This window comes from Roseomonas sp. KE0001, assembly GCF_016107285.1.
Lineage (GTDB): Bacteria > Pseudomonadota > Alphaproteobacteria > Acetobacterales > Acetobacteraceae > Pseudoroseomonas.
Window position 1 is genome coordinate 169,667 of record NZ_RCVQ01000008.1, and the last position, 21,823, is coordinate 191,489.

24 protein-coding genes are annotated in these 21,823 nt (G+C 69.7%); 8 read left to right on the forward strand and 16 right to left on the reverse strand.

Going from position 1 to position 21,823, the window contains the following annotated elements; genetic code table 11:
- Positions 1-348 precede the first annotated feature (348 nt).
- From D9598_RS16535 to D9598_RS16580, 10 genes are all read right to left on the reverse strand, one after another.
- Complete coding sequence (locus D9598_RS16535; RefSeq protein WP_198367641.1) at positions 349-2,370, reverse strand: DUF927 domain-containing protein; 2,022 nt, start codon at positions 2,368-2,370, stop codon at positions 349-351.
- A complete protein-coding gene (locus D9598_RS16540; protein ID WP_198367642.1) occupies positions 2,370-3,371 on the reverse strand; it encodes a hypothetical protein in 1,002 nt (333 codons plus the stop codon). Before D9598_RS16540 ends, D9598_RS16535 begins: the two co-directional genes overlap by 1 nt.
- The gene (locus D9598_RS16545; protein WP_198367643.1) at positions 3,368-3,802 is read right to left on the reverse strand and encodes a hypothetical protein; all 435 of its coding nucleotides are present in this window, start codon (positions 3,800-3,802) and stop codon (positions 3,368-3,370) included. Before D9598_RS16545 ends, D9598_RS16540 begins: the two co-directional genes overlap by 4 nt.
- Entirely contained in the window at positions 3,799-4,299 is a 501-nt protein-coding gene (locus D9598_RS16550; protein WP_198367644.1) for a hypothetical protein, read from the reverse strand. The genes D9598_RS16545 and D9598_RS16550 overlap by 4 nt, the downstream gene beginning before the upstream one ends.
- Complete coding sequence (locus tag D9598_RS16555) at positions 4,296-4,499, reverse strand: hypothetical protein (RefSeq protein WP_198367645.1); 204 nt, start codon at positions 4,497-4,499, stop codon at positions 4,296-4,298. Before D9598_RS16555 ends, D9598_RS16550 begins: the two co-directional genes overlap by 4 nt.
- Before the next feature lie 115 nt (positions 4,500-4,614).
- A complete protein-coding gene (locus D9598_RS16560) occupies positions 4,615-4,851 on the reverse strand; it encodes a DNA-binding protein (protein ID WP_198367646.1) in 237 nt (78 codons plus the stop codon).
- A 50-nt stretch (positions 4,852-4,901) separates the two neighbouring features.
- Positions 4,902-5,822: a hypothetical protein gene (locus D9598_RS16565; protein WP_198367647.1), complete on the reverse strand. Its 921-nt coding sequence runs from the start codon at positions 5,820-5,822 to the stop codon at positions 4,902-4,904.
- A gap of 115 nt (positions 5,823-5,937) precedes the next feature.
- Positions 5,938-6,141 (reverse strand): hypothetical protein, encoded by a 204-nt coding sequence (locus tag D9598_RS16570; protein ID WP_198367648.1) that lies wholly within the window; start codon positions 6,139-6,141, stop codon positions 5,938-5,940.
- Entirely contained in the window at positions 6,138-6,506 is a 369-nt protein-coding gene (locus tag D9598_RS16575; RefSeq protein ID WP_198367649.1) for a hypothetical protein, read from the reverse strand. Before D9598_RS16575 ends, D9598_RS16570 begins: the two co-directional genes overlap by 4 nt.
- A 17-nt stretch (positions 6,507-6,523) precedes the next feature.
- The gene (locus tag D9598_RS16580) at positions 6,524-7,654 is read right to left on the reverse strand and encodes a hypothetical protein (RefSeq protein WP_198367650.1); all 1,131 of its coding nucleotides are present in this window, start codon (positions 7,652-7,654) and stop codon (positions 6,524-6,526) included.
- Between the two features lie 101 nt (positions 7,655-7,755).
- Here D9598_RS16580 and D9598_RS16585 point away from each other — a divergent pair, with 101 nt between their 5' ends.
- The 3 genes from D9598_RS16585 to D9598_RS16595 all read left to right on the forward strand — a co-directional run bounded on the left by D9598_RS16585 (position 7,756) and on the right by D9598_RS16595 (position 8,998).
- Positions 7,756-7,950, forward strand: coding sequence for a helix-turn-helix transcriptional regulator (locus D9598_RS16585; protein ID WP_198367651.1), 195 nt, complete (start codon positions 7,756-7,758; stop codon positions 7,948-7,950).
- A 176-nt stretch (positions 7,951-8,126) separates the two neighbouring features.
- Entirely contained in the window at positions 8,127-8,351 is a 225-nt protein-coding gene (locus D9598_RS16590) for a hypothetical protein (RefSeq protein WP_198367652.1), read from the forward strand.
- Between the two features lie 233 nt (positions 8,352-8,584).
- Entirely contained in the window at positions 8,585-8,998 is a 414-nt protein-coding gene (locus D9598_RS16595; protein ID WP_198367653.1) for an SRPBCC family protein, read from the forward strand.
- A 695-nt stretch (positions 8,999-9,693) separates the two neighbouring features.
- On the opposite strand, the gene D9598_RS16600 is transcribed toward D9598_RS16595, so the two are convergent.
- Together D9598_RS16600 and D9598_RS16605 are read right to left on the reverse strand one after the other, a co-directional pair.
- Positions 9,694-10,950 (reverse strand): site-specific integrase, encoded by a 1,257-nt coding sequence (locus D9598_RS16600; protein WP_198367654.1) that lies wholly within the window; start codon positions 10,948-10,950, stop codon positions 9,694-9,696.
- A 391-nt stretch (positions 10,951-11,341) separates the two neighbouring features.
- Positions 11,342-12,511, reverse strand: a complete 1,170-nt coding sequence (locus tag D9598_RS16605) for a zinc-dependent alcohol dehydrogenase (RefSeq protein WP_198367655.1) — start codon at positions 12,509-12,511, stop codon at positions 11,342-11,344.
- 298 nt (positions 12,512-12,809) lie between these two features.
- Between D9598_RS16605 and D9598_RS16610 the strand changes: the two genes are divergently transcribed.
- Genes D9598_RS16610 through D9598_RS16620 form a run of 3 tightly spaced genes read left to right on the forward strand, consistent with a single transcriptional unit; the run spans position 12,810 to position 16,129 of the window.
- Complete coding sequence (locus D9598_RS16610) at positions 12,810-14,006, forward strand: glycosyltransferase (RefSeq protein WP_370592062.1); 1,197 nt, start codon at positions 12,810-12,812, stop codon at positions 14,004-14,006.
- Positions 14,003-15,058, forward strand: coding sequence for a glycosyltransferase (locus D9598_RS21510; RefSeq protein ID WP_198367656.1), 1,056 nt, complete (start codon positions 14,003-14,005; stop codon positions 15,056-15,058). The genes D9598_RS16610 and D9598_RS21510 overlap by 4 nt, the downstream gene beginning before the upstream one ends.
- A gap of 24 nt (positions 15,059-15,082) precedes the next feature.
- The gene (locus tag D9598_RS16620) at positions 15,083-16,129 is read left to right on the forward strand and encodes a glycosyltransferase (RefSeq protein ID WP_198367657.1); all 1,047 of its coding nucleotides are present in this window, start codon (positions 15,083-15,085) and stop codon (positions 16,127-16,129) included.
- On the opposite strand, the gene D9598_RS16625 is transcribed toward D9598_RS16620, so the two are convergent.
- Positions 16,123-16,986 (reverse strand): galactosyltransferase-related protein, encoded by an 864-nt coding sequence (locus tag D9598_RS16625; RefSeq protein WP_198367658.1) that lies wholly within the window; start codon positions 16,984-16,986, stop codon positions 16,123-16,125. The two genes, D9598_RS16620 and D9598_RS16625, sit on opposite strands and share 7 nt — an antisense overlap.
- A 289-nt stretch (positions 16,987-17,275) precedes the next feature.
- Here D9598_RS16625 and D9598_RS16630 point away from each other — a divergent pair, with 289 nt between their 5' ends.
- Both D9598_RS16630 and D9598_RS16635 read left to right on the forward strand, forming a co-directional pair.
- Positions 17,276-17,740, forward strand: a complete 465-nt coding sequence (locus D9598_RS16630; RefSeq protein ID WP_198367659.1) for an MgtC/SapB family protein — start codon at positions 17,276-17,278, stop codon at positions 17,738-17,740.
- Between the two features lie 100 nt (positions 17,741-17,840).
- A complete protein-coding gene (locus tag D9598_RS16635; RefSeq protein ID WP_198367660.1) occupies positions 17,841-18,029 on the forward strand; it encodes a hypothetical protein in 189 nt (62 codons plus the stop codon).
- Positions 18,030-18,085: 56 nt separating this feature from the next.
- On the opposite strand, the gene D9598_RS16640 is transcribed toward D9598_RS16635, so the two are convergent.
- From D9598_RS16640 to ligD, 3 genes are all read right to left on the reverse strand, one after another.
- Positions 18,086-18,310, reverse strand: a complete 225-nt coding sequence (locus D9598_RS16640) for a hypothetical protein (RefSeq protein WP_198367661.1) — start codon at positions 18,308-18,310, stop codon at positions 18,086-18,088.
- Between the two features lie 138 nt (positions 18,311-18,448).
- On the reverse strand, positions 18,449-19,309 hold the full coding sequence (locus D9598_RS16645; protein WP_198367662.1) for a Ku protein: 861 nt from the start codon (positions 19,307-19,309) through the stop codon (positions 18,449-18,451).
- A complete protein-coding gene (ligD, locus tag D9598_RS16650; RefSeq protein WP_198367663.1) occupies positions 19,306-21,816 on the reverse strand; it encodes a DNA ligase D in 2,511 nt (836 codons plus the stop codon). The genes D9598_RS16645 and ligD overlap by 4 nt, the downstream gene beginning before the upstream one ends.
- Positions 21,817-21,823 lie beyond the last annotated feature (7 nt).

The window sequence follows — 21,823 nt, forward strand, 5'->3', positions numbered from 1 at the left end:
CGCACCAGGCACCGGGAGACGGGCGAGCCGCCGGATCGGGCCAGGACGGCGGGCGCTGCAACCCGGCCCTCAGCAGGCTGTCGATCAGCCGCCGGGGTTCCTGGGATGGCTCGGGTGAGGGTGCCTTCTCCTGGATGGCGGTGCGCTCGGCAGAGGTGTCGCGGGCGTCCCGCTCCGCATCCGTCAGAATCCAGGCCAGCAGCCCACCCAAATGTTTGTTTTCATCTCCCCCTTCGACATTTCGGTCGGAACGGTCGGAACGGTCGGAACACCTAGTAATTACAGTGGCTTGACCCGTTCCGACCTCCGCGCCGATGGTCGGAACGGTCGGAACACCCCCCTCCCCGCTCACGGCCGCTTCTCGTCCGGCTGACCAAGGATCTCGGGCCGGACGCAGTAGCAGCGGGCAAGGCCGATACCCGGAATGCGCACCCGGCGCGTCAGGTTCTTGCCGTCCCCGCCCTCAAGCATCTCGGCATTCAGGAGTGTCCTGGCGGCTTCGTTCGGATCGATGCCGGCCTCGGCACAAACCTCGCGCCAGATCTCAGGCGGGATAAGATACTCGTCGCGCCCATCCGGCAGCCGCCGGCGCCACCCGGCGCGGCGGATCACCGGGCGCTCGGGGCTGATCTCGTACCAGTTCCCGCTCTCGACCTGCGCCAGGGCGACGAAGCGGGCAGCGCCATTCTCGGTGATGAACAGGCGGATGGCCCGGAGATGCTGCGCCTCCTCACTGGCGCTGGACCCGCCACGGCGGGCGATCCAGGCGGCCAGCAGGGCCTTACAGGCGCGGGTGGCTTCCCCGCGTGGCCAGGGCAGGATGCTCCATTCGGTGGCCAGCTCACCGGCCAGGGCCAGCAGGGCAAAGCGCCGGGCCACGTCGCGAACCTGCGCATCGGCCTCGGGATCAAGCTGGGCGGTGAAGCGCGTGCGCATCGCCTCGGCCAACTGTGCCAGCATACCCGTCTCAGCTGCCCGTCCTTCGGCCAGCCGTGCCAGAAAGGCGCGGATCGGCGTGCCGTGCTGGCGGCGCAGCGCACCGTGCAGATGCGCCATCAGCGCCTCGTGCGAGGGCTGGCCGTGCAGCTTGGGCCATAGCCCCGTCGCCGGCATCGGGATGGAGGGCAGCCGCACCTCGGCCCCGGCGGAGAGTTTCTGCCCGGCCTTGGCCACCATCGCCGCCAGATCCAGCTCACCGGTCGAGAGGATGAAGGTCCGCCAGGTGCGCCGCCGCGCCGCGCTGGTGTCGCGCCGCATCCGGCCCTTGCCGGATTCGTTGGCCAGCATGTAGACGGCGCTGGCCACCTCGCGCGGGTCGGCCTGGTGCAGCTCGTCCAACCCGAGCAGCCCGTCGCCGCATTCCTCGGCCGCGCCCTCCAGCCCGTTGGCGGTGGAGCGCCAGTCGCGCAGCGCGCCACCCTTGAAGGGCAGCCCCCACACCGAGAGCGCCAGACGCAGCGCCAGGGTCTTGCCGGCCTTGGAGCGCCCGGCCAGGTGCAGCCCGCCGGAGGCCTCACCGAGCGGCTCCAGCAGTGGCCCGGCGAAGGCGGCGCAGAGTGCCACCACCGCCACGTCATTGCCGACAGCGCAGGCGGCGATCTCCTGCCGCCAGCCGTCCAGCGTGCCGGCCTCGGCCACCATCTGCGCCGCGTTCTCCGCCGGGGCCTTGAGCACCAGTGATTCCGCGGCCCGGCCGATGATCGCACCGTCCGGCAGCACATAGGCGGCCGGCTGGCCGGGCTGGGCATGCCAGCCGGCGCGGGAGACCAGGGTGACGCGGGAACCGGCCTGGACACCGGCCAAAGCCCTGCGGAGCTGCAGGCGGGCGGCCGGCTCAGGGGCGACGCGCAAGCCCCTCGACACCATGGCGCCTTCCAACTCGCCGGGCTCGGTCATCAGCAGCCGGGCGGGCATCGGCCATGTCTGGGTGCGTCCGTCAGGATCGCGCCAGCGAAGCCACACGCCCCACTCCTCACCGCCATTGTTGCGGCACAGCCCCAGCACCTCGATAGGCGGCGCCAGCCAGACCAATCCTTCCTCACCGGCATCGGCATAGAGGCCGTCCTGCTTCTGCATGATGCCGAAAGGCCACCGCACTTCTCCCGGACCAGGAGCATCCTTGCCACGGTGCGCCGCGGCGGCCTCGGCGCGGCGGCGGCGGAGCTCGGCCTGCACCGCCTTGTCGAGGGCGATGACACCCATGCCAAGCGCCTGGGCGACCTTCTTGCGCTCCTGCGCGTAGCCAATGCGGTCCAGGCCGGCCAGGCGGGCGATCTCCAGCGCCTCGGCTGCGCGATCGCGCTCTGCCTCGGTCCCGTTCTCCAGCGGCTCATCGTCCAGATCGGGCGGCACGAAATTATCCCCGTCCATCAGCGCATTCCCTCCGGCAGGGTGCCGCTGTCTGTGCGCTGGCGGATGGCCCAGGCGGCGATGGCGGCGCCCTCGCCCTTGGGCTTTCCGGCCTGGCACAGCGCGCCGTCGATCGCGCGGGTCACCTCGGATTCCGTCAGCAGCCCGGCCTTGACCAGGCGGGCGAGCCCCCAGGCCTCGGCCACCGCGGCCGGGTGGCGGTCACCCTCGCCGCGGCTGCTGATGGTGCTGATGGCGCGCGTCAGCGCCGCCAGGGCGTAGCGGCTGCCGCTGCCGGGGCTGACCGGCCGAACCGGCGCAACAGGCTCGGGCGGCGGCGCCAGGGCCTCCGCGCTGGGTGCCTGGATGATCGCGCTGGTGCCCTGGATGCGCAGCAGGCGCGCGGGCAGCGGGTCGGTGGCACCAGGAGCGAACAGCGGCGCCGCGGTGTAGTTCAGCTGCGCCGGGCGGAACAGCGCGGCATCCACCGGGGTGCCCTGAAACCAACGCACCAATTCGCTGCGGGCCAGGCGGCGGTCGCACCAGCCCCAGAGGCGCAGCCGGGCGCCGGGCTTGATGCCGTGCGAACTGGAGGCCTGCACGACCAGATCCGCCTGCCGCAGCGGCTCCGGGAGCATCGGCAGCACGGCGGCGGCGCAGGCGGCGAGGTCCCGGCGATCGAGGCCTTCCGGCAGCGGCACGCCATCGAGATCGAGGCTGAGCCAGCGGCGCGGTATGTCGCGCAGCGTGGCGGCCTCGCCGGTTTCCGGATCGGGATGCGCCAGGCGGCGGACGCTACGCGTGCGGGCCGGGTCGGCGATGGCGCCGCGCACGACGGCGCAGTCCCAGCGCGGGGCCAGGTCGCGCAGCAGGGCTTCCAGCGCATCGAGCCCGTCGATGACGACCTCGTGCAGGTCGAAGTGCTTGGCGGAATCGTAGCCGTCGCAAGTGCCGTCGGCGTGCCAGGTCTTGGTCAGGCGACGGTGCTTGGCGTGAAGGATGGTGATGCCGTCAGAGGTCATGCCGCGGCCTCCTCCCTGCGTCGCCGAGTGATGCCATTCAGATAGTCGAGCTTCTGCTGCCAGTACTTGTTCCATCGGCCCGAACCGACACCCCAGGCGGCATCGATGACCGTGCGGGCCATGGACTGTTCCTCGGCATTCAGCAGATGCAGGTGCTTGCTCAGGCTTTGCACGGCAACGTCACGCAGCGCATCGCGCAGGCCGCTCTCCGAGAAGCCGCGGTGCTTTCGCGACGACGGGCGCGGCGGGGGCGGTACCGGAGCGACGGACACGAAGCTCGTTGCCAACAGCGCCTCCCAGGTCGTGCCGGATTTCTGGATCAGCCGATGCGCGGCCAGTGCCGCAGCGGCACGCTCGCCGTCGACATCGCTGCCGAGCAAGCCAAGGATTTTCACCAGCCGCTCGCGGGTGGCGGGAGTGAGTGCGCTCACTGGATCGTCACTCCCTCAGGCGCGCCGGGCCGGGGATGCACATCACCGGGCGGCACCACGATGCTGAGAATGCGGCGCTCATCCATCATGGTCCGCGCCAGGGCCCGCCACGCGTCATGGTGCTGTCCCTGCATTTCAACTAGCACCACGCGCCCGGTGATCATGGTCAGCATGGCGGCCAGGATGTAGTGCCGGTCCTGGCCACCGGCAGCGTGCAGGATCACCATCTCCGACCACCGGAGCAGCGTCTTCGCCTGTTCCCAGCGATCCGGCCCGGTGGCCGAAGGATGATCGTCGGCGAGCAGGACACAGGTCGCCTTCTTCGCTTTCAGCAGATTCGCCGGAACCGGCGAGCCGCGCGTCGAGATTGTGACCGCGATCAGGCTGTCAGCGGCGGCACGCAACAGCGGCGCACGGAAGCCCTCGCCTGCCTGGATCATCTTGTCGATGGTCAGCTCGATCTCGGCGCGCTTGCGGATGTTGACGGGTGCGTTCATCGCCCGGCCTCCAGCATGCGCTTGTGGCTGATCGCCGCGGCCAGGGAGGCGAAGAACCGCAGCGCAGGCCGCCGGTTCATCGCATCGGGGATCAACAAGGCCGCGCGCGGCGTGTCCGGATCGTTCGCGCAGGGCACTTCGAGCAGGCGGATGCGCTTGTCATCAGGGCGCACTTCGGGCGCCAAGAGCCGATGGCTCATGTTTTGATTTTCTCCGACTTTCGTGTCTCAGAAACGGTAGTTGTCGAGACCGGCGGAGGCGTGTAGGAGATCGGTGTCCAGTCGATCTGCCTGCTTTTCTCCGCCTAGACCCTCCCTACCCCGCGTCGCTGCTGCTGGTGCGCAGCTTGCCAAGCTTCTCAAGCGCCCAGCGGTCCAACTCCTGCTTCGGATACAACGGCGAGCGGCCCATCTTGAAGTAGCGCGGTCCACCACCGGTGGTGACCAGTTTCGCCAGTGTCCCGACAGCCACCTTCAAACCGTGCTTCTGGTAGAGGTAGAGTGTGGCTTCCTGTCGATAGTAATTCTCCCGGAACTTCGGCAGTTCAGTCATGTTCGTTCTCCTTCAAATCAGAGGGATGGGCTCGGGAATTCAGGAGTTGGTTAGGAGGTATCCGGTGGATCTTCCTCGCCTGATTTCGGCAAGTCCCACGAGGGGTGGGGAGCGATCGTCCGGCCGCTAATCTCCGGTTTGGATGAGATGAGATTCTCGAACACTGGCTCGCCCCGATGCTCATGAATTGCATCGAGCGCGTTGCGGATCGCCAGAGAGACATTGATCGACAGAGTGCTGATCGCGTTCTCCCTTGCCGCGATGAACTCCTTCTCAATGCGCTGCATCTGAGCGCTAGTTCCTCGGTCGCGATGAAAGTCGAGGCTCCTCACCTCGCCGCTGATGTTGCGAACCTCGGCGTCACTTCCTCGCTCCCATCCGATGATCCGATACTCGGGATACGCTGTGTACTTGCCCGTTCCGGAGGCCAAGCGGACGTTGTCATCGCCAGCGCGCCCATAGCGGGAGAACACGTACTGGCGATCCACGATCTCAATGTGCAGGTCATGCACCAGGGTGGTGCGCGGACGGTAGATATCAGTCCTGGTTCGCAGCATGTGATGGAGCCAGAAGTCATCATTGATGAGGAACCGAACCTGCTCCGCCGACACCTCATCGTCCCCCCATGGGTAGTAGGGAGATCGGGGGTTGAGAGGCTTGTGAAGATAATCCGTCAACCGAGTAGGAAGTATTCCCCGGTCCTCTTCGAACTCCCCCACGACAAGTCCGGCCAGCCGCGCAGCGGGAAGCAGTTCCATCCCGCCCCTGTACAGCGCGCCCGTCATCGCAATGGCGCCCAGTGCGCTGACACGCCAAGCCCTGCTGCTGGCGTAGCCCCCACCGATCTCGGAGTTGGGGACGAGCCCCTTGCTCACCAGCAAGGCGAAATTGCGCGGCGTGGTCCCCCCGGCCACCGCAAGCTCGGTGGAGGTGAAGGTGTCCGGGGGCGAATCCTTCCGAGGGCGGGCCATATGATCCAGCTATCCCATGGCCCGCCGCGACACAATAGAAACCGTCACTGATGTGGAGGTTTAAGTTTTCTAGAGGCGGTCCATGGCCGCCCCGATGCCCCTGTTGCCACAGCCATCACGGCGCCGGCTCCCGGCCGCGTTCCACGGCCATCCGGTCGGCGTGGTAGCGCTGCATCTTGGCCAGCGCCTCGGCCTCCTGGTCGCGGACGATGTTGGCCTTGTGGAGGAGATGCTCGTGGGTCTTCCGCTCGGCGACGGTGTCGAAGACCTTTCGGCACCAGGCGCAGCGATGCGTCGCGGGCGGGGTGTGGCGGCTCATGCCTTCCCCTCCAGCATCGCCTCGGCCCGCTCGCCGATGGCGTAGAAGACCTCGATCTCCTCCGCCTGGAAGGCGTTGTGCCCCACCTCCTCTACGCGGGCGACCATGGCCACCACGCGGTGCAGGAAAGCCTCCAGGCCCGGCGGGAAGTCCTCGGCCAGGGCGGTCAGGGCATCGCGCTCGTCGTCGCACCAGCGCTCAACCAGGTCCCAGCGGTCGTCCGGGCCGTTCTCCATGGCCTCGTGCGCGTCCATGACGGCACGGTAGCGGGTCAGGGCAGGATCGGGGTTCTCACCCTCCAGGGCGAAAACCTCCGTGGTGGAATTCGCCACGCAGACAGGCGCCAGCGCCGCGGCGATGAGCATCGATCTTCTGCTGCGGCTCATAGCGTCACTGCCCATCCGGCGCAGGCCGCGAAGATGATGCAGCAGGCGGCGAGGCTGGCGCGGAGGGCGGTATCGTCGGTGAAGCTGTTCAAGTGGCAAAGTTTGCCACTTGATTTCCGGTCGCCGCCATGCCGCGTCTCCGGATGCAGCGCCTCGTGGATCTCTTTTGCCCGGTCCGACAGGCCGGCGACCTTGGCGGCGCGGCGGGCGGCATCGCGGTCAACGCCGAGTTCTCGGGCGGCAGACCGAATGCCGCCCTCATTCCCTCGACCCTCCACTCTCCCTCGTTCGGAAACTGGCGCAACTTGCGCCAGTTTAACCTTCTCCTCCGTAAGCCTGATCCACTCCGCCACATGCTCTGACCGCTCCAGCACGATGGGCAGGGCGGTGTCGGCGCGCTGGGAACTAACGGCACTCTGCCGTTGGTTCTCAGGCACGTTGCCGGCCCGGGTGCCAGGATGGGCAAGCGTCCGTTTCGCGGCGGGACGCCGCTTAACCGGCGGCGGTGGTGGGATCCACGGCTCCCGCGCCGGCCAGACGAAGGCCAAGACCGGCGGCAGGTCGCCGTTCGCGATATAGGCCAGGGAGCGTCGCAGGAAGCCGGGGCGCCAGGGCTTATGCGCCGGGGCAGCGCGGAAGGGTTTGGAACCGCTGCGGTTCTGAACCACCCGCTCGGCCAGCACGAGAAGGCTGTGCTCACTGTGCACACCCTTCCCACAACCAAGATGGGTCCGCTCACTGTGCGGACCCTTCCCGCCGGGAAAGGGCTGCGGCTCCAGCGGGAGCGGCTGAAGGCTGCGCTCGGCGTCGGCGTCGGCCTCGTGGTCCCAGTCCGGCTCCATGTCGGCCATCGGCGCGTCGTAGGCGTCGAGCAGGTCGATCAATCGCGCGATCAGGCCCTCGATACGAGCGCGGTCGGGTGGCGCAAGTTGCGCCACCTTGGCGGTGAGGGCAGGTCGCTCACGGTGAGCAACCTTGGGCGGCAGTCTTCTTCTGGACGCGCAGTCAGTGCGCGCGTATTCGGCGCAGTTAGCCATTGCCTGCTCCTTGCCGAGCGGGTTGCGGTTAGGCCGGGCGGTGGAGGTGGTGCTCCTCGCTCGGCCGATTTCGGTTGGTGCGATGCCCAACCTCAATTATTATGATTGGCATTTCGCCTCAACGTCAATCAGAAAGATTGAGCTTGCCGGTAGATCCTATATCCGCGCCTCAATGTCGTGGTGCTCGCGCCATGCTCGGTTGGAGCCAGACCCAACTGGCCGAGGCTGCGAAGGTAGCTCGGCAGACTGTCGTGGACTTCGAGCGCGGCGCCAGGACCCCCTACCCCAACAACCTCACCGCCATCCGCGCCGCCCTCGAAGCCGCCGGGGTGGAGTTCATCGCGGAGGATGGGAGTGGGGCGGGGGTGAGGTTGAGGAAGCCGTGAATCGGCCCGCCTCATTGGACCTTCGCTCCGCCAGCAACCCGTCGCCGCCATGAAACAGGCCTTATGCTGCAATGAAGCATGAAGGCCCTGCCCATCGAGCTCAATCCGACATAGGTTGCGCCCGCGCCCGGCTGGGACGGGAAGGCAGATTCATCAGGCGAAGGAAGGACTAGGACATGAACGATCCCCTGAGCAGCCACGAAATCTGGGTGGTCTGGGGCGGGGTCTTCCGCGACACGAGCTTCACGGAGCTCGAGGCCGGCACGGAGGAGCTCCACGGTCCCTTCCACAGCCAGCAGGACGCCGAGAAGGCCTGGCTCGAGCGCATGCGGCGGATGGTGGACATAGCCTCGCATCGCCTCTTCGTGCTGCGCGCTATGCCGCCCTCCGAAGCGAAATGACAAGCTTCCGCTGATCGCTACCAGCTACAGTTCTGACGTCAGAATATCGGAAGGCCTGTTGACCCTGGGAGGGAGACTTCTGACGTCAGAAGTCTGGCAAGGAAGGCGGCATGCGCCAGCCGATAGATGGCACGAGGAGAGATGCCTCTGCCGAAGCCCTGACGGGCAGAGCCCGGCGTCGCAACTCATAATTCCGCCGTTGCGTTGGCAACCCAGCCAAAGGGAGCCGTGCCATGGACCAGAAGATCACTATCGCGCGCCCAGCCGCCGAGGTTTTCGACTACCTCGCAGATCATCGCCATCTGCGGCATTGGCTGCCTCATCTGCGTCGCGAAGAAGGCCCTCTCCCTGAGGGCGGTCTTAAAGCAGATCGCAGCGCTTTGAGTTTGGTCTGGTCCTTCGCGCCCGCCGGGCGCTGGCAGATCACCGGCGAGGGCTCAATCTCGACCTTGTGCCTCCATCTCGATACCGAGTTCGCTCAAGCCGTAGATCCGACTGAAGATGAGAACCCACACGCCGCGGCACTGCATGGAGCTGAGGCGGCGCTGCAAAGCCTGAAGTCTCATATTGAGCAGGCAGAAGGTGGTGATCCAGACTTGAGAATGCCCCCAGCGTCGCAGCGTTCGTTCGGACAATCCCCGAACTAAATACGCGTGGGAACATCGCAATAGGGCAGCGATCAGCCCGCCAGATGGGCGCGGGCGCTACGGCATGATGGCAGGAGCATAATGCCCCAGACTTGATATGCGGCTGCCTCCAGAATGGCTTCGTGGTACGGCCGAGACATCGAGCATCGCATTCAGCCCGACAAACATTGTCACGCTGGTGATCAGTATCAGCAGAAGAAATTTCGGCGTGGACATCGCGGGCTCCTACTTTGGCCCTTATCACAGATCAGTGAGTGAATATCAATCCTGAGTTGATTAGCTGGAATGGTGTTTCCCATCCGATTGACGCGTCCGGCTTATGGAAGCCAGATGGGCTCGCCTCGTAAGGTAGGGCCCGCCCCGCTCTGGAACGCTGATCACCGTTCCCGGAACGCTGACGCGGATCGCTAGTGTTCCACGTAACGCATTGATTTTGGCCGATGTGGAACGCTGGAACGCTTGGAACGCTGTTTTGCCTACCCTAGGCTCCCGCACCCCGCATGGCCCCGCCTGTTCCGACCGTTCCGACCAGCCGCACGATGGTCGGAACGCCTTAACATACTGATTTTCTTGACTGTTCCGACCGTTCCGACCGTTCCGACCTGAAAGTCATAGGGGGAGATGAAAACGACATTCGGGTTAGCCTGGGATCGCTTGGGTTTTCCCGGGATCGCTAAATCGGGTTTTGGGGGAAATCACCCGGAACCGGTCGGAACAGGGTTCTGCCCTCGCATCGCATCCGCGATCCGCCCCGCCACCCGATCGGCGGCTGCCACCAGCACGGCATCGAGGTGGTGCACATACCGCCCCGTCATGGTTCCGGAGGAATGCCCGATCATCGCGGCGATGGTCGGCTCGCTGTATCCGAGGTCGGCGGCCATGGAGGCGAAGCCGTGCCGCAGGGTATGCGGCGTCACCCCTTCCAGCCCGGCTTCCTTGACCAGCCGGCGCCACGCCCCGGTCAGTCCGCCATAGGGTCTCTCAGGCTCCCGGCCGGGGCAGACGTAGGGCCCGCTCCGGCCCAGCCCTTCCAGCAGATCCACCACCGCCTTGCCGATCGGGCGCACCGAGGCGCCTTCCTTGCTGTCCGCGAGCCGCAGCGCCTGGCCCGGCAGGTCCACCTCCACCCAGCGCAAGTTCTCGATCTCGCCTCTGCGGCAGCCGGTCAGGGCCAGGAGGCGGATGGCCAGGATGGCGACCTCGCTGCCGGCCTCGGCTTCCCACGTCTCCAGTGCCTTGCCGAGCTGGCAATAGGTCTCTGGGGTCAGCCGCAGACGCCGCCGGTTGTCCGCGGGCCGCTTCACACCATGCACAGGATTGGCCGGAATGATCCCTTCGGACACGGCGAAGGAGAGGATACCGCCCAGCAGGCCCATGGTGCGGGTGGCGGCCCCCTTCCCGCCCTCCACGATGGAGCGCCCATGTGGCTTGCCGGTCTTGATGTCCCGCGCCGCCTTGCCGGCCACCACGTCCCGCATGAACCGCGTCACGTCCGTCCGGGTTAGGTCCGACACCTTCCGATTGCCCAGCAGCGGCAGGATATGCGCGGCGATCCGGCTCCGGTCAGAGACCAGCGTCGTGGCTTTCTTGGCCGCGCCCCGCTTGCCCAGGATCAGGCCCTTGTCAGCCGCCTCCAGGTAGCGCTCGCACAACTCCCGCATGGTCAGGGTCTTGCGGCGGGTGGCACGTTCCTCAGCGGGGTCTTCCCCCTGCAGCACGCTGCCCAGGGTAATCACGGCCAGTCTTCTGGCCTCTTCCGTCGTCAGCTTGCCATGCACCCCCAAGGACATACGCTTCCGGCCACCGGCCTGAGGGCGGTAGTCGGCGTAATAGACCCGCCGGCCGGAGGGGAAGACCCGCACGCCGAAGCCCGGCAGATCACTGCACCAGATGAAATAGGCCGCGTCCCGCGGCTCGGCGGCATCCACGATACGCTTGGTCAGCTTCGCCATGACGACCTTTGCCCTGGGCTTCTAGTGTCACCAGGGAGTCACCACGGAAACGGAAATCGGGGAATAGGCGGGAAATTTCCCGAGATGGCGCGTGATACCATTCCCGTTCGGAATCAGCGTCTTAGAAAGCTCCAGCCATCTCAGGAAAACTCCAGAAAGCCCCTTTCGAGCGCCCTCCGAAGGCAAAGGTCGTACGTTCGAATCGTATCGGGTCCGCCAGTCTTTTCAAGCATTTAGCTTTCAGCCGCCCTGCCCGACCGCGGCGTCCAGCCAGCAGCCCCACGGCTTGTCATCAGCCGCCGAATGAACCTGATCGTGGTGATTTCGGACGTAAAGAGGCAGGTGAGGCGGGCCTGTCCGGTGGCATCGAGCGCCGGACAGGCGGCAGACCTCACGGCTTGAGGACAACCTTGATGCAGCCATCCTTCTTGTCGCGGAAGGTTTTGTAGAGGCCCGGCCCCTCCTCCAGCGGCGCGGTGTGCGTGATGACGAAGGCAGGGTCGATCTCGCCCTTCTGAATCCGCTCCAGCAACATGGGCAGGTAGTGCTGCACCGGTGTCTGCGCCATGCGGAAGGTCAGGCCGCGGTTGATGGCCGATCCCATGGGGATCTTGTCCAGCAACCCACCATAGACGCCGACGATGGAGACGATGCCGAAGTTGCGGCAGCAATGGATGGCCTGCCGCAGCACATGGGGCCGATCGGTGCCCATGAAGGTCGCGACCTTCACGCGGTCCAGGACCGCATCCAGCGAGCCTGTGGCGCTCGCCTCCGTGCCCACCGCGTCGATGCAGGCATCCGCGCCGCGGCCCGCTGTCAGTTCCATGATCCGGTCGTAGACGTCATCCTGCTTGAAATCGAGGACGAGTGCGCCGGCCTGCCGCGCCATCTCCAGGCGCTCCGGAACCGTGTCGATCGCGATGACGCGCTCGGCGCCCAGCAGGAAGGCGCTGCGGATCGCGAACTGGCCGACCGGCCCGCAACCCCAGATGGCCACGGTCTCACCGCCCCGCAGATCGCAGAACTCGGCGGCCATATACCCTGTCGGGAAGATGTCCGAGAGGAACAGGACCTGCTCGTCCGTCATCCCGTCCGGAACCTTGATCGGCCCCACATCGGCATAGGGCACGCGCAGATACTCGGCCTGTCCGCCCGCGAAGCCGCCCAGGAGATGCGAGTAGCCGAACAGGCCGGCGGGGGAGTTGCCCCAGAGCTTGGCGGCCTTCTCGCGGTTCGGGTTGGAACGCTCGCAGCCGGAGAAGAAGCCCTTCCGGCAGAAGAAGCATTCGCCGCAGGCGATGGTGAAGGGCACGACCACGCGGTCGCCGACCTTCAGCTTGTGGTTGTCGCGGCCGACCTCGACCACCTCGCCCATCGTCTCGTGCCCGAGGACATCCCCTTTCTCCATCGAAGGAATGACGTGGTCGTAGAGATGGACGTCCGAGCCGCAGATGGCGCAGGAAGTGACCTTGATGATGGCGTCACGCCCATCCTCTATCCTCGGGTCCGGGACGCTCTCGCAACGGATGTCGCCTTTCCCGTGCCAAGTCAGTGCCTTCATGGGATTCGCCTCCATCTGGATCTGGCCGCCGGACCATAACGTCGCGACCCCGACGGAGATCGACGCCGTTCCGTCATCACATCCCGCTGTGGCTTGGGCCTGACCATGAGCGGCCGGCCGCTCTCCCTGGCTGCGCGGCGTGGCGGGCTCTGGCGCGGCAATAACCTCCTCCACCCTGCGGAGTTGAGCATGGGAACGCCGTTCCGCAGGAGACAAAGCGTGCCCAGACAGGACGTGCCGCCATGGAAGCAGGCTGGTTCAGGCGCCTGGCGCGCCATCCGGCGGGATCCTTCCCCACGTGACTGACGCGCCCCCCTCCCTTGACGGGCCAGCGCCCCTCCTCCCCTGCGAATCCCTGCCACCCCCTCCCGACGTCATGATGGAAAGCCTCGACGGACTTCCGCCGCGCCTGAGGATCGCGCTCATCGCGCACCTGAAGTATCCGATCGCCGAGCCCTTCGCCGGCGGCCTGGAGATGCATACCCATCTCCTGGCACGCCATCTTCTGGCGCGGGGCCATGATGTCACCCTGTTCGCCGCCGAGGCCTCGGACGTGGCGCTCGAGCCCTGCTGCGTCTGCCCCGCGACGGGGACGCCGGCCACGCCCTTCGCCGCCAGGCTCACCGCCCTCCGCGAGCGCCGCGCCTATGCGGAGATCATGGCGAGCATCGCGCGGGGCGGGTTCGACGTGGTGCATAACAATTCCCTGCACGCCCTGCCGCTGCTCGCGGCGCACCGGCTGCCGGTGCCGTTCGTCACCGCCCTGCATTGCCCGCCTTTCCCGGCGCTGGAGAAGGGCGTGAGGGGCCGCGTCAGGCCGGACCTTCGCTTCGTCGCCGTGTCCGAGGTGGTGCGCGGGATGTGGCGGAGCCTCCTGCCGGTCGATGCCGTCATCCCGAACGGCATCGACCTCGACCGCTTCCGGCCCCGCCTGGAGCCGGCGCCGGAGCGGCATGCCATCTGGTCCGGCCGCCTCGTCCCCGAGAAGGGCGCGCATCTCGCCATTGCCGCGGCCCGCCTGGCCGGCATGCCGCTGCGGATCGCCGGACCGCTGAGCGACCCGGACTACTGGCGGGCCGAGGTGGCGCCGATGCTGGGCGCGGACGTCACCTACCTGGGCCATCTGAACCACGCCGCCCTGTCGCGGGCCGTCGCGGCGGCCTCCGTCGCGGTCATCACCCCCCGCTGGGAGGAACCCTATGGCCTGGTCGTGGCCGAGGCCCTGGCCTGCGGCACGCCCGTCGCCGGCTTCTCGCGCGGCGCCCTGCCGGAGCTGACGGATGCCGCCACGGGCCGCCTCGCCCCCGCCGACGACGTCCGCGCGCTGGCCCGCGCCATTCCCGCCGCCGCCACCCTCTCGCGCGCCGATTGCCGGGCCCGCGCGGAAGCGATCTGCGATGCCCTCGCCATGGTGGACGCCTATGAGGCGCTGTATCGCCGGGAGATCGCCTGCGGGGCCGGCCGCCACGGCCTTGTCGGCGGCACCGTGTCGTGAGCGGCCCGCCCTGTGTCGTCTGCGTGCCGGCGCGGAACGAGGCGGAGGCGCTGCCGGATCTGGTGTCCGCGCTGGCCGGCCAGGACACGCCGGGGCGCCTCCGGGTCGTGGTGGCGGCGAACAACTGCACCGACGGCACGGCGGACCTCCTGCGCGCGCTGGCGGGGCGCACGCCACGCCTGTCGCTCCGTGTGCTCGAGATCACGCTGCCCACTGCGCGTGCCCGGGTCGGCGTGGCCCGTGGCCTCGCGATGGATGCGGGCGCGGCCTGGCTGCGGGAGGAGGGCGTGGCGGAGGGTGCGCTGATCAGCACGGATGCCGATGCCGTGCCGCCGCCCGGCTGGGTCTCCGCCCAGCTCGGCGCGCTCGCGCGGGGCGCCGAGGCCGTCGGCGGCGAGCTCCGGCTGCTGGAGCATCCGGACCGGCCTCTGCCGGCCTGGCTGACGGAGGCGCGCGCCCGCGTCGCGCGCTACTGGTCCGCCGTGCGCGGCCTGGCCCACCGGATCGACCCCCTGCCGCATGATCCGCCGCCCCGGCATGGCGACCATACCGGCGCCAGCCTGGCGGTCACGGCCGCCGCCTACCGTGCCGCAGGCGGCGTGCCGCCGCTGGAGAGGCAGGAGGATCTCGCCCTCGTCGCCGCCATCGAGCGGATGGGCGGCCGGCTGCGCCACGCGCCCGAGGCCTGGGTGCGGGTCTCGGCGCGCGAGGATGGCCGGGCGCCGGGCGGCATGGCCGAGGAGATGCGGAAATGGCGGCGCGTGGCCGAGGGCGCCGAGGCGCACCTCCTGCCCGACGCCGCCCATTGGCGGGCGGTGTTCCGCCGCCGCCGCGCCCTGCGCCAGGGCTTCATCGAAGGCCCCGGGGCGGTCGCCGCCCGGCTCGGGGCCGATCCCGCCCTGCTGGCGGCGGTCGCGCGGGAGAGCGTGAACGGGATCGCCTTCGTCGCGCGGGCCGAGCCCCTGCTGCCGCCGCTGGCGCCGCGCTGGGAGGCCATCGAGGCCGTCATTCCGGTGCTGGAGGCGATGGCCCTGGAGACACGGGCCGCATGACGGGGGCCGCATGATGGGGGCCGCATGAGGCCGATCGGCTACTACGTGCATCACCATGGCTTCGGCCACTGGCAACGCGCGGCCGCCCTGGCCCGCCTGCTGCGGCGGCCCTGCACCCTGCTCGGCACCTTCCCCGAAAGCGTCACGCGCGCGGCACCCTGTCCGGTGGTGCCCTTGCCGGACGACGCGCCCACCGGCGCGGAACCGCCCGATCCCGGGGGCGTGCCGGGGCTGCATTACGCCCCGCTGGGGCATGACGGTCTCCGCCGGCGGGTCGCGCGGATGGCGGGCTGGATCGCCGAGGCCCGCCCGGCGCTGATGGTGGTGGATGTCTCGGTGGAGGTCGCGCTGCTGTCGCGGCTGATGTCCACGCCCTTCCTCTACGTCCGCCTGGCGGGGCTGCGGGACGATCCGCCGCACCTCGCCGCCTTCCGCGCGGCGGCGGCCCTGCTCGCCCCCTTTCCCCGCCCGCTGGAGGCGGAGGGGATGCCGGAGGGAATGCCGGACTGGGTCCTGGACAGGACGTTCCATGCCGGCTTCCTGGCGGGGCCGTCGATCCGGCCCTCGGAGGGGGGCGGCATCCTCGCCGTCTTCGGGCGCGGCGGGAGCGGCGGTGACGCGGAGGCGCTGGCCCTGGCGGCGCGCGCCACGCCGCGGTGGCGATGGCGCGCCATCGGCCTGCTGCGCGGCGATGCGGCGCCGCCGCCCAATCTCGAGCTGCTGGGCTGGCGGGAGGACGCCCGGCCGCTGCTGGCCGGGGCGGATCTGGTCATCGGCGGCGCCGGGGACGGCCTGCTGGCCGAGGTCGCCGCGCTCGGCAAGCGCTTCCTGTGCCTGCCCGAGCCGCGGCCCTTCGGGGAACAGCACCACAAGGCCCGCCGCCTCGCCGCGCTGGGCGCCGCGGTGGTGCGGGAGGCCTGGCCGGCGGCGGAGGACTGGCCCGCGCTGCTCGCCCAGGCCATGGCGCTGGACCCGGGCCGCATCGCCGCGCTCCACGATCCCGGCGCCCTCGCGAGGTGCGCGGCCTTCATCGACGCGGAGGCGGATCGCGCCGCGCGCCCGGGTCAGTAGGCGCGCTCCGGCGGGCAGACGGCGGCCGCGATCTCCGCCGTGGAAGGCGGGCGCAGAACCACGATCCGGTCCGACGCGGCATAGGGCGCGATCAGCCCCCGCCGGTGGAAGGCGTCCAGCCAGCCCGTCATCGGCCAGAAGCCGTGCCGGTCCCGGAAGCGCCGGGCATTCGCGACGATGTCGGCGAAATGCTGCAGCGGCGGGTCGTACACCGTGTGGTGCTGGTGGAAGGCCAGGGTGCTGGCCGTGAACAGCAGGGGGAGGCCGGCCTCGCGCGCGCGGAAGGCGAGATCGGTGTCCTCCGCCCCGTAGCCGTCATAGGTCTCGTCGAAGCCGCCGAGGCGCAGGAAGGTGTCCCGCCGCACGGCGAAGGCCAGGGACCAGAACAGCCCCGCATTCGGCTCGGTCCGGAGGCCGCGCGGCGGAAAGGACCGGGCCTCGTGCCGCTGACCCAGCGCGCGCAGCCGCGCCTCGTCCGGCCCGTCCCGCAGCGCGCCGGCGGGCAGGTAGAGGATCTCGCAGCAGATCAACGCCTCCTCCGCGGCGGCGTCGGCGGCCAGGCCGGCGACGAGGCTCGCGGCGGGAATGCAGTCCACGTCAAGGAAGATCAGGACCGGCGCCGTGGCCAGGGCCGCCGCGGCATTGCGCGCGCGGGCCAGCGGCAGGCCGGCCGAGGGCATCCGGTGGTGCCGGACGGGGAAGGGCAGCGGCGGGATCTCCAGGGCCGTGTCGCCGAGGTCCACGACGACACATTGCTCGGGGAGGCAGGTGTTCCGGGCCAGCCCGCCGAGGAGATGGCGGAGATGCCCTTCCCGCCCGCGGGCCATGGTCAGGACGCTGGCGGCGGGCAAGGGCATGGACCTTCCGTGGCGCGATGGCGCGCCCGATAGCGCCCTGGCGGATCTGACGCGCGCGGCGCCGCCCCGTCAAGCGGACCGCCGCGGCGCGGTAACGGTTCAGCTCGGCCGACACCTGGCCTCCGGGCACGGTTGTTCATGCCGGGGCGCGAAACAGGGCAGCCTTCCGGCGATTCGGGCTTGAGTCGTCACTGCGGGGCAGGGAAGCTGGTCCGGCGGCGGTCAGGGCGGGATGCGAGCGGAACCCTCGCGCCGCGCCTGTCCGCGCGTCTGGAGGCCGGCCCGAACCATGATGATGACCGACCCATCGACCGAGGACATCCTCCTGCGCCTTGGCGGCGCGGCCGGGCTCGGCATGCTGCTCGGCCTGGATTGGGAGCGGCGCGGCTTCGACGCGGGCATCCGCACGCATGGCCTGATCGCCCTCAGCGCGGCGCTGCTGATGCTCTCCGCGACCTCCATCGCCGCGACGGTGCTGCAGAGCGGTGGAGAATCGGATCCGCTGCGGATCGCGCAGGGCCTGTTCCAGGCCCTCGGCTTCATCGGCGCGGGCATGGTCTTCGCCTGGCGGGAGGAGGTGCGCAACCTGACCAGCGCCAGCAGCCTCGTGCTCACCGGCGCCATCGGCATGAGCTGCGGCGCGGGACACTGGCGCATGGCGTTGATCGCCGCCGGGTTGGGGCTCATCCTGATGGTCATGGTCCGGCTTGGCACCCGCCATCTGCCGGGCCGCGACAGGGCGGAGGGGGAATGACGCCCTGTGGCATGGTGCCGGTGACGGCCACGCCAGGCGCCGCCGTCCTCACGGCCAGCGTGCCGCCGCCCGCGTCGTGATCCGGGGAGTCTCCGATCGCATGACCCCGCCTGCCCCTGCGCTTCCCGAGGAGATGAGGGCCAGCCTTCATCTGGACCTGGGCCATGGCAGGCTGCTGACCGCCACCGCCCGCGCGACACCGGCCGGGCTGATCGCCGCCGCGATCCTGGTCTCATCGGTCCTGCTGTCGGCGGCGGTCCTGCGGCGGATATCGGCCAGGGCACGCTGAAGGGCATGCCGGCCCGCCGGCACCGCGGGCCCCCGGGATGACGGCGGCCGGAAAGCCTATGCCTGCCCCGTGATCGGCATCATGGCATGCCGGTCCACCGTCCTGCGGGCGTCGGCCAGGACCTCCGCCAGTTTGGCGGGCATCGGCGTCGTCAGGACGGCGACCTTGTGGCCACTCCGGACGTCGGCCGGCGGATAGACATGAACCGCCCAGCCGGTATCCCCATACTCGCGGATCTCCAGAGGATAGCGTCGGTAATACTTCAGTTCGCGGTAGGCCATGTCCGAAGCCCTAGACAAGTTTCGCGCTTGTCTAGTGCCCCTTGACGCGGGAAGTCCACGCCCCCTGAGTTGCATGCAGAACTGTCATTCAACCGAAGCCCCGGCGTGGGGGCCCCGATGCCCAGGGCGCGCGCGGCCTCAGGCCCGCTTGCGGCGGGCCGGCGCGGCCTTGTCTCCGGCGGGCGTCTTGCGCTTCGCCTTGCCGCGCGAGGGCCTCGTGCCCTTCAGGCTGGCGCGCAGGGCGGCCATCAGATCCACGACATTGTCCCGCCCTTCCGTCTCGTCCTCCACCTCCGGCGTGATGGTCTTCCCCTGGCGCCGCTCCTCGATCACCTCCCGCAGCCGCGCCTCGTACCGGTCCTCCGTGTCGGCCGGGTCGAAGGTGCCGGCCTGCCGGGCGATGAGCTGCCTCGCCAGCTTCACCATCTCCGCGTCGGGCGCGCCCCGGGGCACCTCGGCGAAGGCCTCCTCCGCATCCCGGAGGTCGCCCTCCTCCTGCAGCGTGTGCAGCACCAGCCCGCGTTCGAGCGGCAGGATGGCCACCGCCCTCTCCCGCCGGAACAGCACCAGCCGGGACAGCGCCATCATGTCGCTCCGGCGCAGGGCTTCCCGCAGCACGGCGTAGACATCCGCCGCCTCGTCCTCCTGCGGCACGAGATAGTAGGAATTCTCGAAATGGAGCGGCGTGATGCTGCCCGATTTGACGAACTTGGCGATGGTGAGCGTTCGGCTGCTCTCCACGCGGGCGCTCTCGAAATCCTCCTCCGTGAGCAGGACATATTCCCCCTTGGCCACCTCGTAGCCATGCACCAGGGCGGCGCGCTCCACCGCCTTCCCCGTCTCCGCATCGACGGTGCGATTGCGGATGCGATGGCCGGTCTTCGGATTGATCAGGTTGAAGTGCAGGTTGTTGCGCTCCTGGCGCGCCGGCAGCAGGGCGACGCGGCAGGACACCAGCGCCAGGCGCAGCGTCCCGCGCCAGATCGGACGGGCCTTCACGCCACTCCGCCTTTCCGGGCGGCCCCGCGCCGGAACACCGGCAGGGGGCGGGCCGCCGCCTCATGGCCCGCCCAGGGATCCTTGCTCAGATGCGCCGGCGCCGTCCGCAGGGTGAAGGCCTTCGGGTCCAGCCCCGGCGCCACCTCCTGCCAGCCCAGGGGCATCGAGACGGGCGCGCCGGGCCGCGCGCGGGGAGACCAGGCGGAGACCGCCGTCGCCGTCCGGTCGTTGCGCAGGTAGTCGAGGAAGATGCGGCCCTTGCGCGCCTTCCGGGCGAGGTTGGTGGTGTAGAGGCGGGGCTGGTCCTCGGCCATCAGGGCGCAGAGGGCCTGGCAGAAATCCCGCGCCTCCGGCCATCCCGCGCGGGGCCGCAGGGGCACGACCAGATGCAGGCCCTTGCCGCCCGTGGTCTTGGCGAAGGCGACGAGGCCGAGGGCCTCCAGCCTCTCGCGCAGCGCCAGCGCCGCGTCGATCACGGCGCCGAAGTCGAGACCCTCATCCGGATCGAGGTCGAAGACCAGCCGGTCCGGCCGCTCGGTATCGTCGGCCCGGGCCCCGCCCGGATGGATCTCCAGCACCCCGGCCTGGGCCAGGGCCACCAGCCCCTCCACGCTATCCACCGCCAGGTAGGGATCCTCCTCCCCGGCCAGCGGCACCCGCGCCAGCAGGGCGGAGGTGCCGCGCCCCGGATGGCGCTGCAGGAAGCGGGGGCCGGCGATCCCGTCGGGGCAGCGCAGCAGGGCCACCATCCGGCCGCCGGCATAGGCGAGCAGGCGCGGCGCCACCGCCGCGTAGTACTGCGCGAGGTCGTGCTTGGTGATGCGCTCCTCCGGCCAGAGCAGCTTGTCCGGATGGCTCAGCCGCACCCCCGACACGGTATGGGCGCCGCCCCCGGCCGGCCGGCGCGCACCCGGCTCCGGCGGCGGATCCTGCCCCGCGATCGGGCCGGGTGGTGTCACGCTGTCCGCCGGCTTGTCCTCCCGCACCCCCTTGAACGAGGCCTGGCGGATCCGCCCCTCCCCGGTCCAGCCGGCATAATCCACCTCCGCCACCAGCCGGGGCTCCACCCAATGGGCGCGCCGCCGGTCCGACGGATCGGCCGCCGTCGCGAAGGGCGAGGTCTTTCGCGCCAGGGGCCTGAGCTGCCGCGCCAGGGCCCGCGCCCGCTGGCCCGAGATGCCCGAGCCCACCCGGCCGAGATAGATCAGCTTCCCGTCCCGCCATGCCCCCAGCAGCAGGGTCATGTTGCCCTTGGGACCGGTGCCGTGGCCGCCGATGACGAATTCATCGTTGCCGCGGCACTTGGTCTTCACCCAGTCCTCGCCGCGCCCGGCGCGGTAGGGCGCCTCCGCCCGCTTGGAGACGATGCCCTCCAGCCCCATCCGGCAGGCCGAGTCGAGCATGGCCCGGCCCGGCGCCGTGAAGTGCTCCACATAGCCGATCGCCGCCGGCGCCTGGCGCAGCAGCGTCTCCAGCGCCGCCTTGCGCCGCAGCAGGGGCTCCTCCCGCATGTCCCGGCCGCCGAGGCCGAGCAGGTCGAAGGCCATGTACCGCAGCTCGCCGCCCCGTCCCGCCTCCATGGCGGCCAGCAGCGCGGCGAAGTCCGGATGGCCGTCCTTGTCGGGAGCGATCAGCTCGCCATCCAGGATGGCGTCGGGCAGGCGGGCCAGGGCCTCGGCGGTGTCGGGGAAGCGCGACGTCCAGTCCAGCCCGTTGCGGGTCAGCAGCCGTGCCCGGCCGCCGGCGATCTGTGCCTGCAGCCGGTAGCCGTCCAGTTTCACCTCATGCACCCAACCCTCGCCGGCCGGGGCCGCGGCGGCGGCGGCGCAGAGCTGCGGCGGCAGGAAGCCGGCCGGAGCCTCGGCGCCCGTGTCGGCGCGGGGCCTCGGCTTCGGCTTCGGCGCCGGCTTCGCCGTCCCGGCGATCTCCTCGAGGCTGCGGCCCGAGCTGACCGAGCGGGTCTCCCGCCGCAGCAGGGCATCGCCCTCGCCGGGGCGGGCCTCCTCGTCGCGCTCCTTGATCAGCAGCCATTGCGGCGCCTTCTCGCCCTTGCGCGGACGCATGCGGACCAGGGTCCAGCCGCCCCGCAGCCGCTCGCCCTCCAGGCGGAACTTCAGCTTGCCCTCCGCCAGCGCCGCCTCCGGGTCGGCATCCTCGCCGCGCCAGCGGCCCCGGTCCCAGAGCATCACGGTGCCGCCGCCATACTGGCCCGGCGGGATGGTGCCCTCGAAGCCGCCATAGTCCAGCGGATGATCCTCCACCTGCACGGCGAGGCGCTTGTCCGCCGGGTCCAGGCTCGGCCCGCGCGTCACGGCCCAGCTTTTCAGCGTGCCGCCCAGCTCCAGGCGGAAGTCGTAATGCAGGCGGGTGGCGTCATGCTTCTGCACCACGAAGCGATGCGCCGCGCGGCGGCGCGGAGCCTTTTCGCCGGCGGGCTCGGCGGTGCGGGTGAAGTCGCGGCGGGCGCGGTAGCGGCCGAGCGAGGCGTCCTGGTCCCGGGCGGGCATGGCCTGT

Coding starts and splice junctions, on each gene's coding strand:
- D9598_RS16600 (WP_198367654.1), bottom strand. CDS start 10,950: ATGGCGAAGCTGACCAAGCGTATCGTGGATGCCGCCGAGCCGCGGGAC.
- D9598_RS16620 (WP_198367657.1), top strand. CDS start 15,083: ATGAGGCCGATCGGCTACTACGTGCATCACCATGGCTTCGGCCACTGG.
- D9598_RS16560 (WP_198367646.1), bottom strand. CDS start 4,851: ATGACTGAACTGCCGAAGTTCCGGGAGAATTACTATCGACAGGAAGCC.
- D9598_RS16640 (WP_198367661.1), bottom strand. CDS start 18,310: ATGGCCTACCGCGAACTGAAGTATTACCGACGCTATCCTCTGGAGATC.
- D9598_RS16635 (WP_198367660.1), top strand. CDS start 17,841: ATGACCCCGCCTGCCCCTGCGCTTCCCGAGGAGATGAGGGCCAGCCTT.
- D9598_RS16570 (WP_198367648.1), bottom strand. CDS start 6,141: ATGAGCCGCCACACCCCGCCCGCGACGCATCGCTGCGCCTGGTGCCGA.
- D9598_RS16595 (WP_198367653.1), top strand. CDS start 8,585: ATGGACCAGAAGATCACTATCGCGCGCCCAGCCGCCGAGGTTTTCGAC.
- D9598_RS16575 (WP_198367649.1), bottom strand. CDS start 6,506: ATGCTCATCGCCGCGGCGCTGGCGCCTGTCTGCGTGGCGAATTCCACC.
- D9598_RS16550 (WP_198367644.1), bottom strand. CDS start 4,299: ATGAACGCACCCGTCAACATCCGCAAGCGCGCCGAGATCGAGCTGACC.
- D9598_RS16605 (WP_198367655.1), bottom strand. CDS start 12,511: ATGAAGGCACTGACTTGGCACGGGAAAGGCGACATCCGTTGCGAGAGC.
- D9598_RS16625 (WP_198367658.1), bottom strand. CDS start 16,986: ATGCCCTTGCCCGCCGCCAGCGTCCTGACCATGGCCCGCGGGCGGGAA.
- D9598_RS16555 (WP_198367645.1), bottom strand. CDS start 4,499: ATGAGCCATCGGCTCTTGGCGCCCGAAGTGCGCCCTGATGACAAGCGC.
- D9598_RS16565 (WP_198367647.1), bottom strand. CDS start 5,822: ATGGCCCGCCCTCGGAAGGATTCGCCCCCGGACACCTTCACCTCCACC.
- D9598_RS16585 (WP_198367651.1), top strand. CDS start 7,756: ATGCTCGGTTGGAGCCAGACCCAACTGGCCGAGGCTGCGAAGGTAGCT.
- ligD (WP_198367663.1), bottom strand. CDS start 21,816: ATGCCCGCCCGGGACCAGGACGCCTCGCTCGGCCGCTACCGCGCCCGC.
- D9598_RS16590 (WP_198367652.1), top strand. CDS start 8,127: ATGAACGATCCCCTGAGCAGCCACGAAATCTGGGTGGTCTGGGGCGGG.
- D9598_RS16630 (WP_198367659.1), top strand. CDS start 17,276: ATGATGATGACCGACCCATCGACCGAGGACATCCTCCTGCGCCTTGGC.
- D9598_RS16535 (WP_198367641.1), bottom strand. CDS start 2,370: ATGGACGGGGATAATTTCGTGCCGCCCGATCTGGACGATGAGCCGCTG.
- D9598_RS16540 (WP_198367642.1), bottom strand. CDS start 3,371: ATGACCTCTGACGGCATCACCATCCTTCACGCCAAGCACCGTCGCCTG.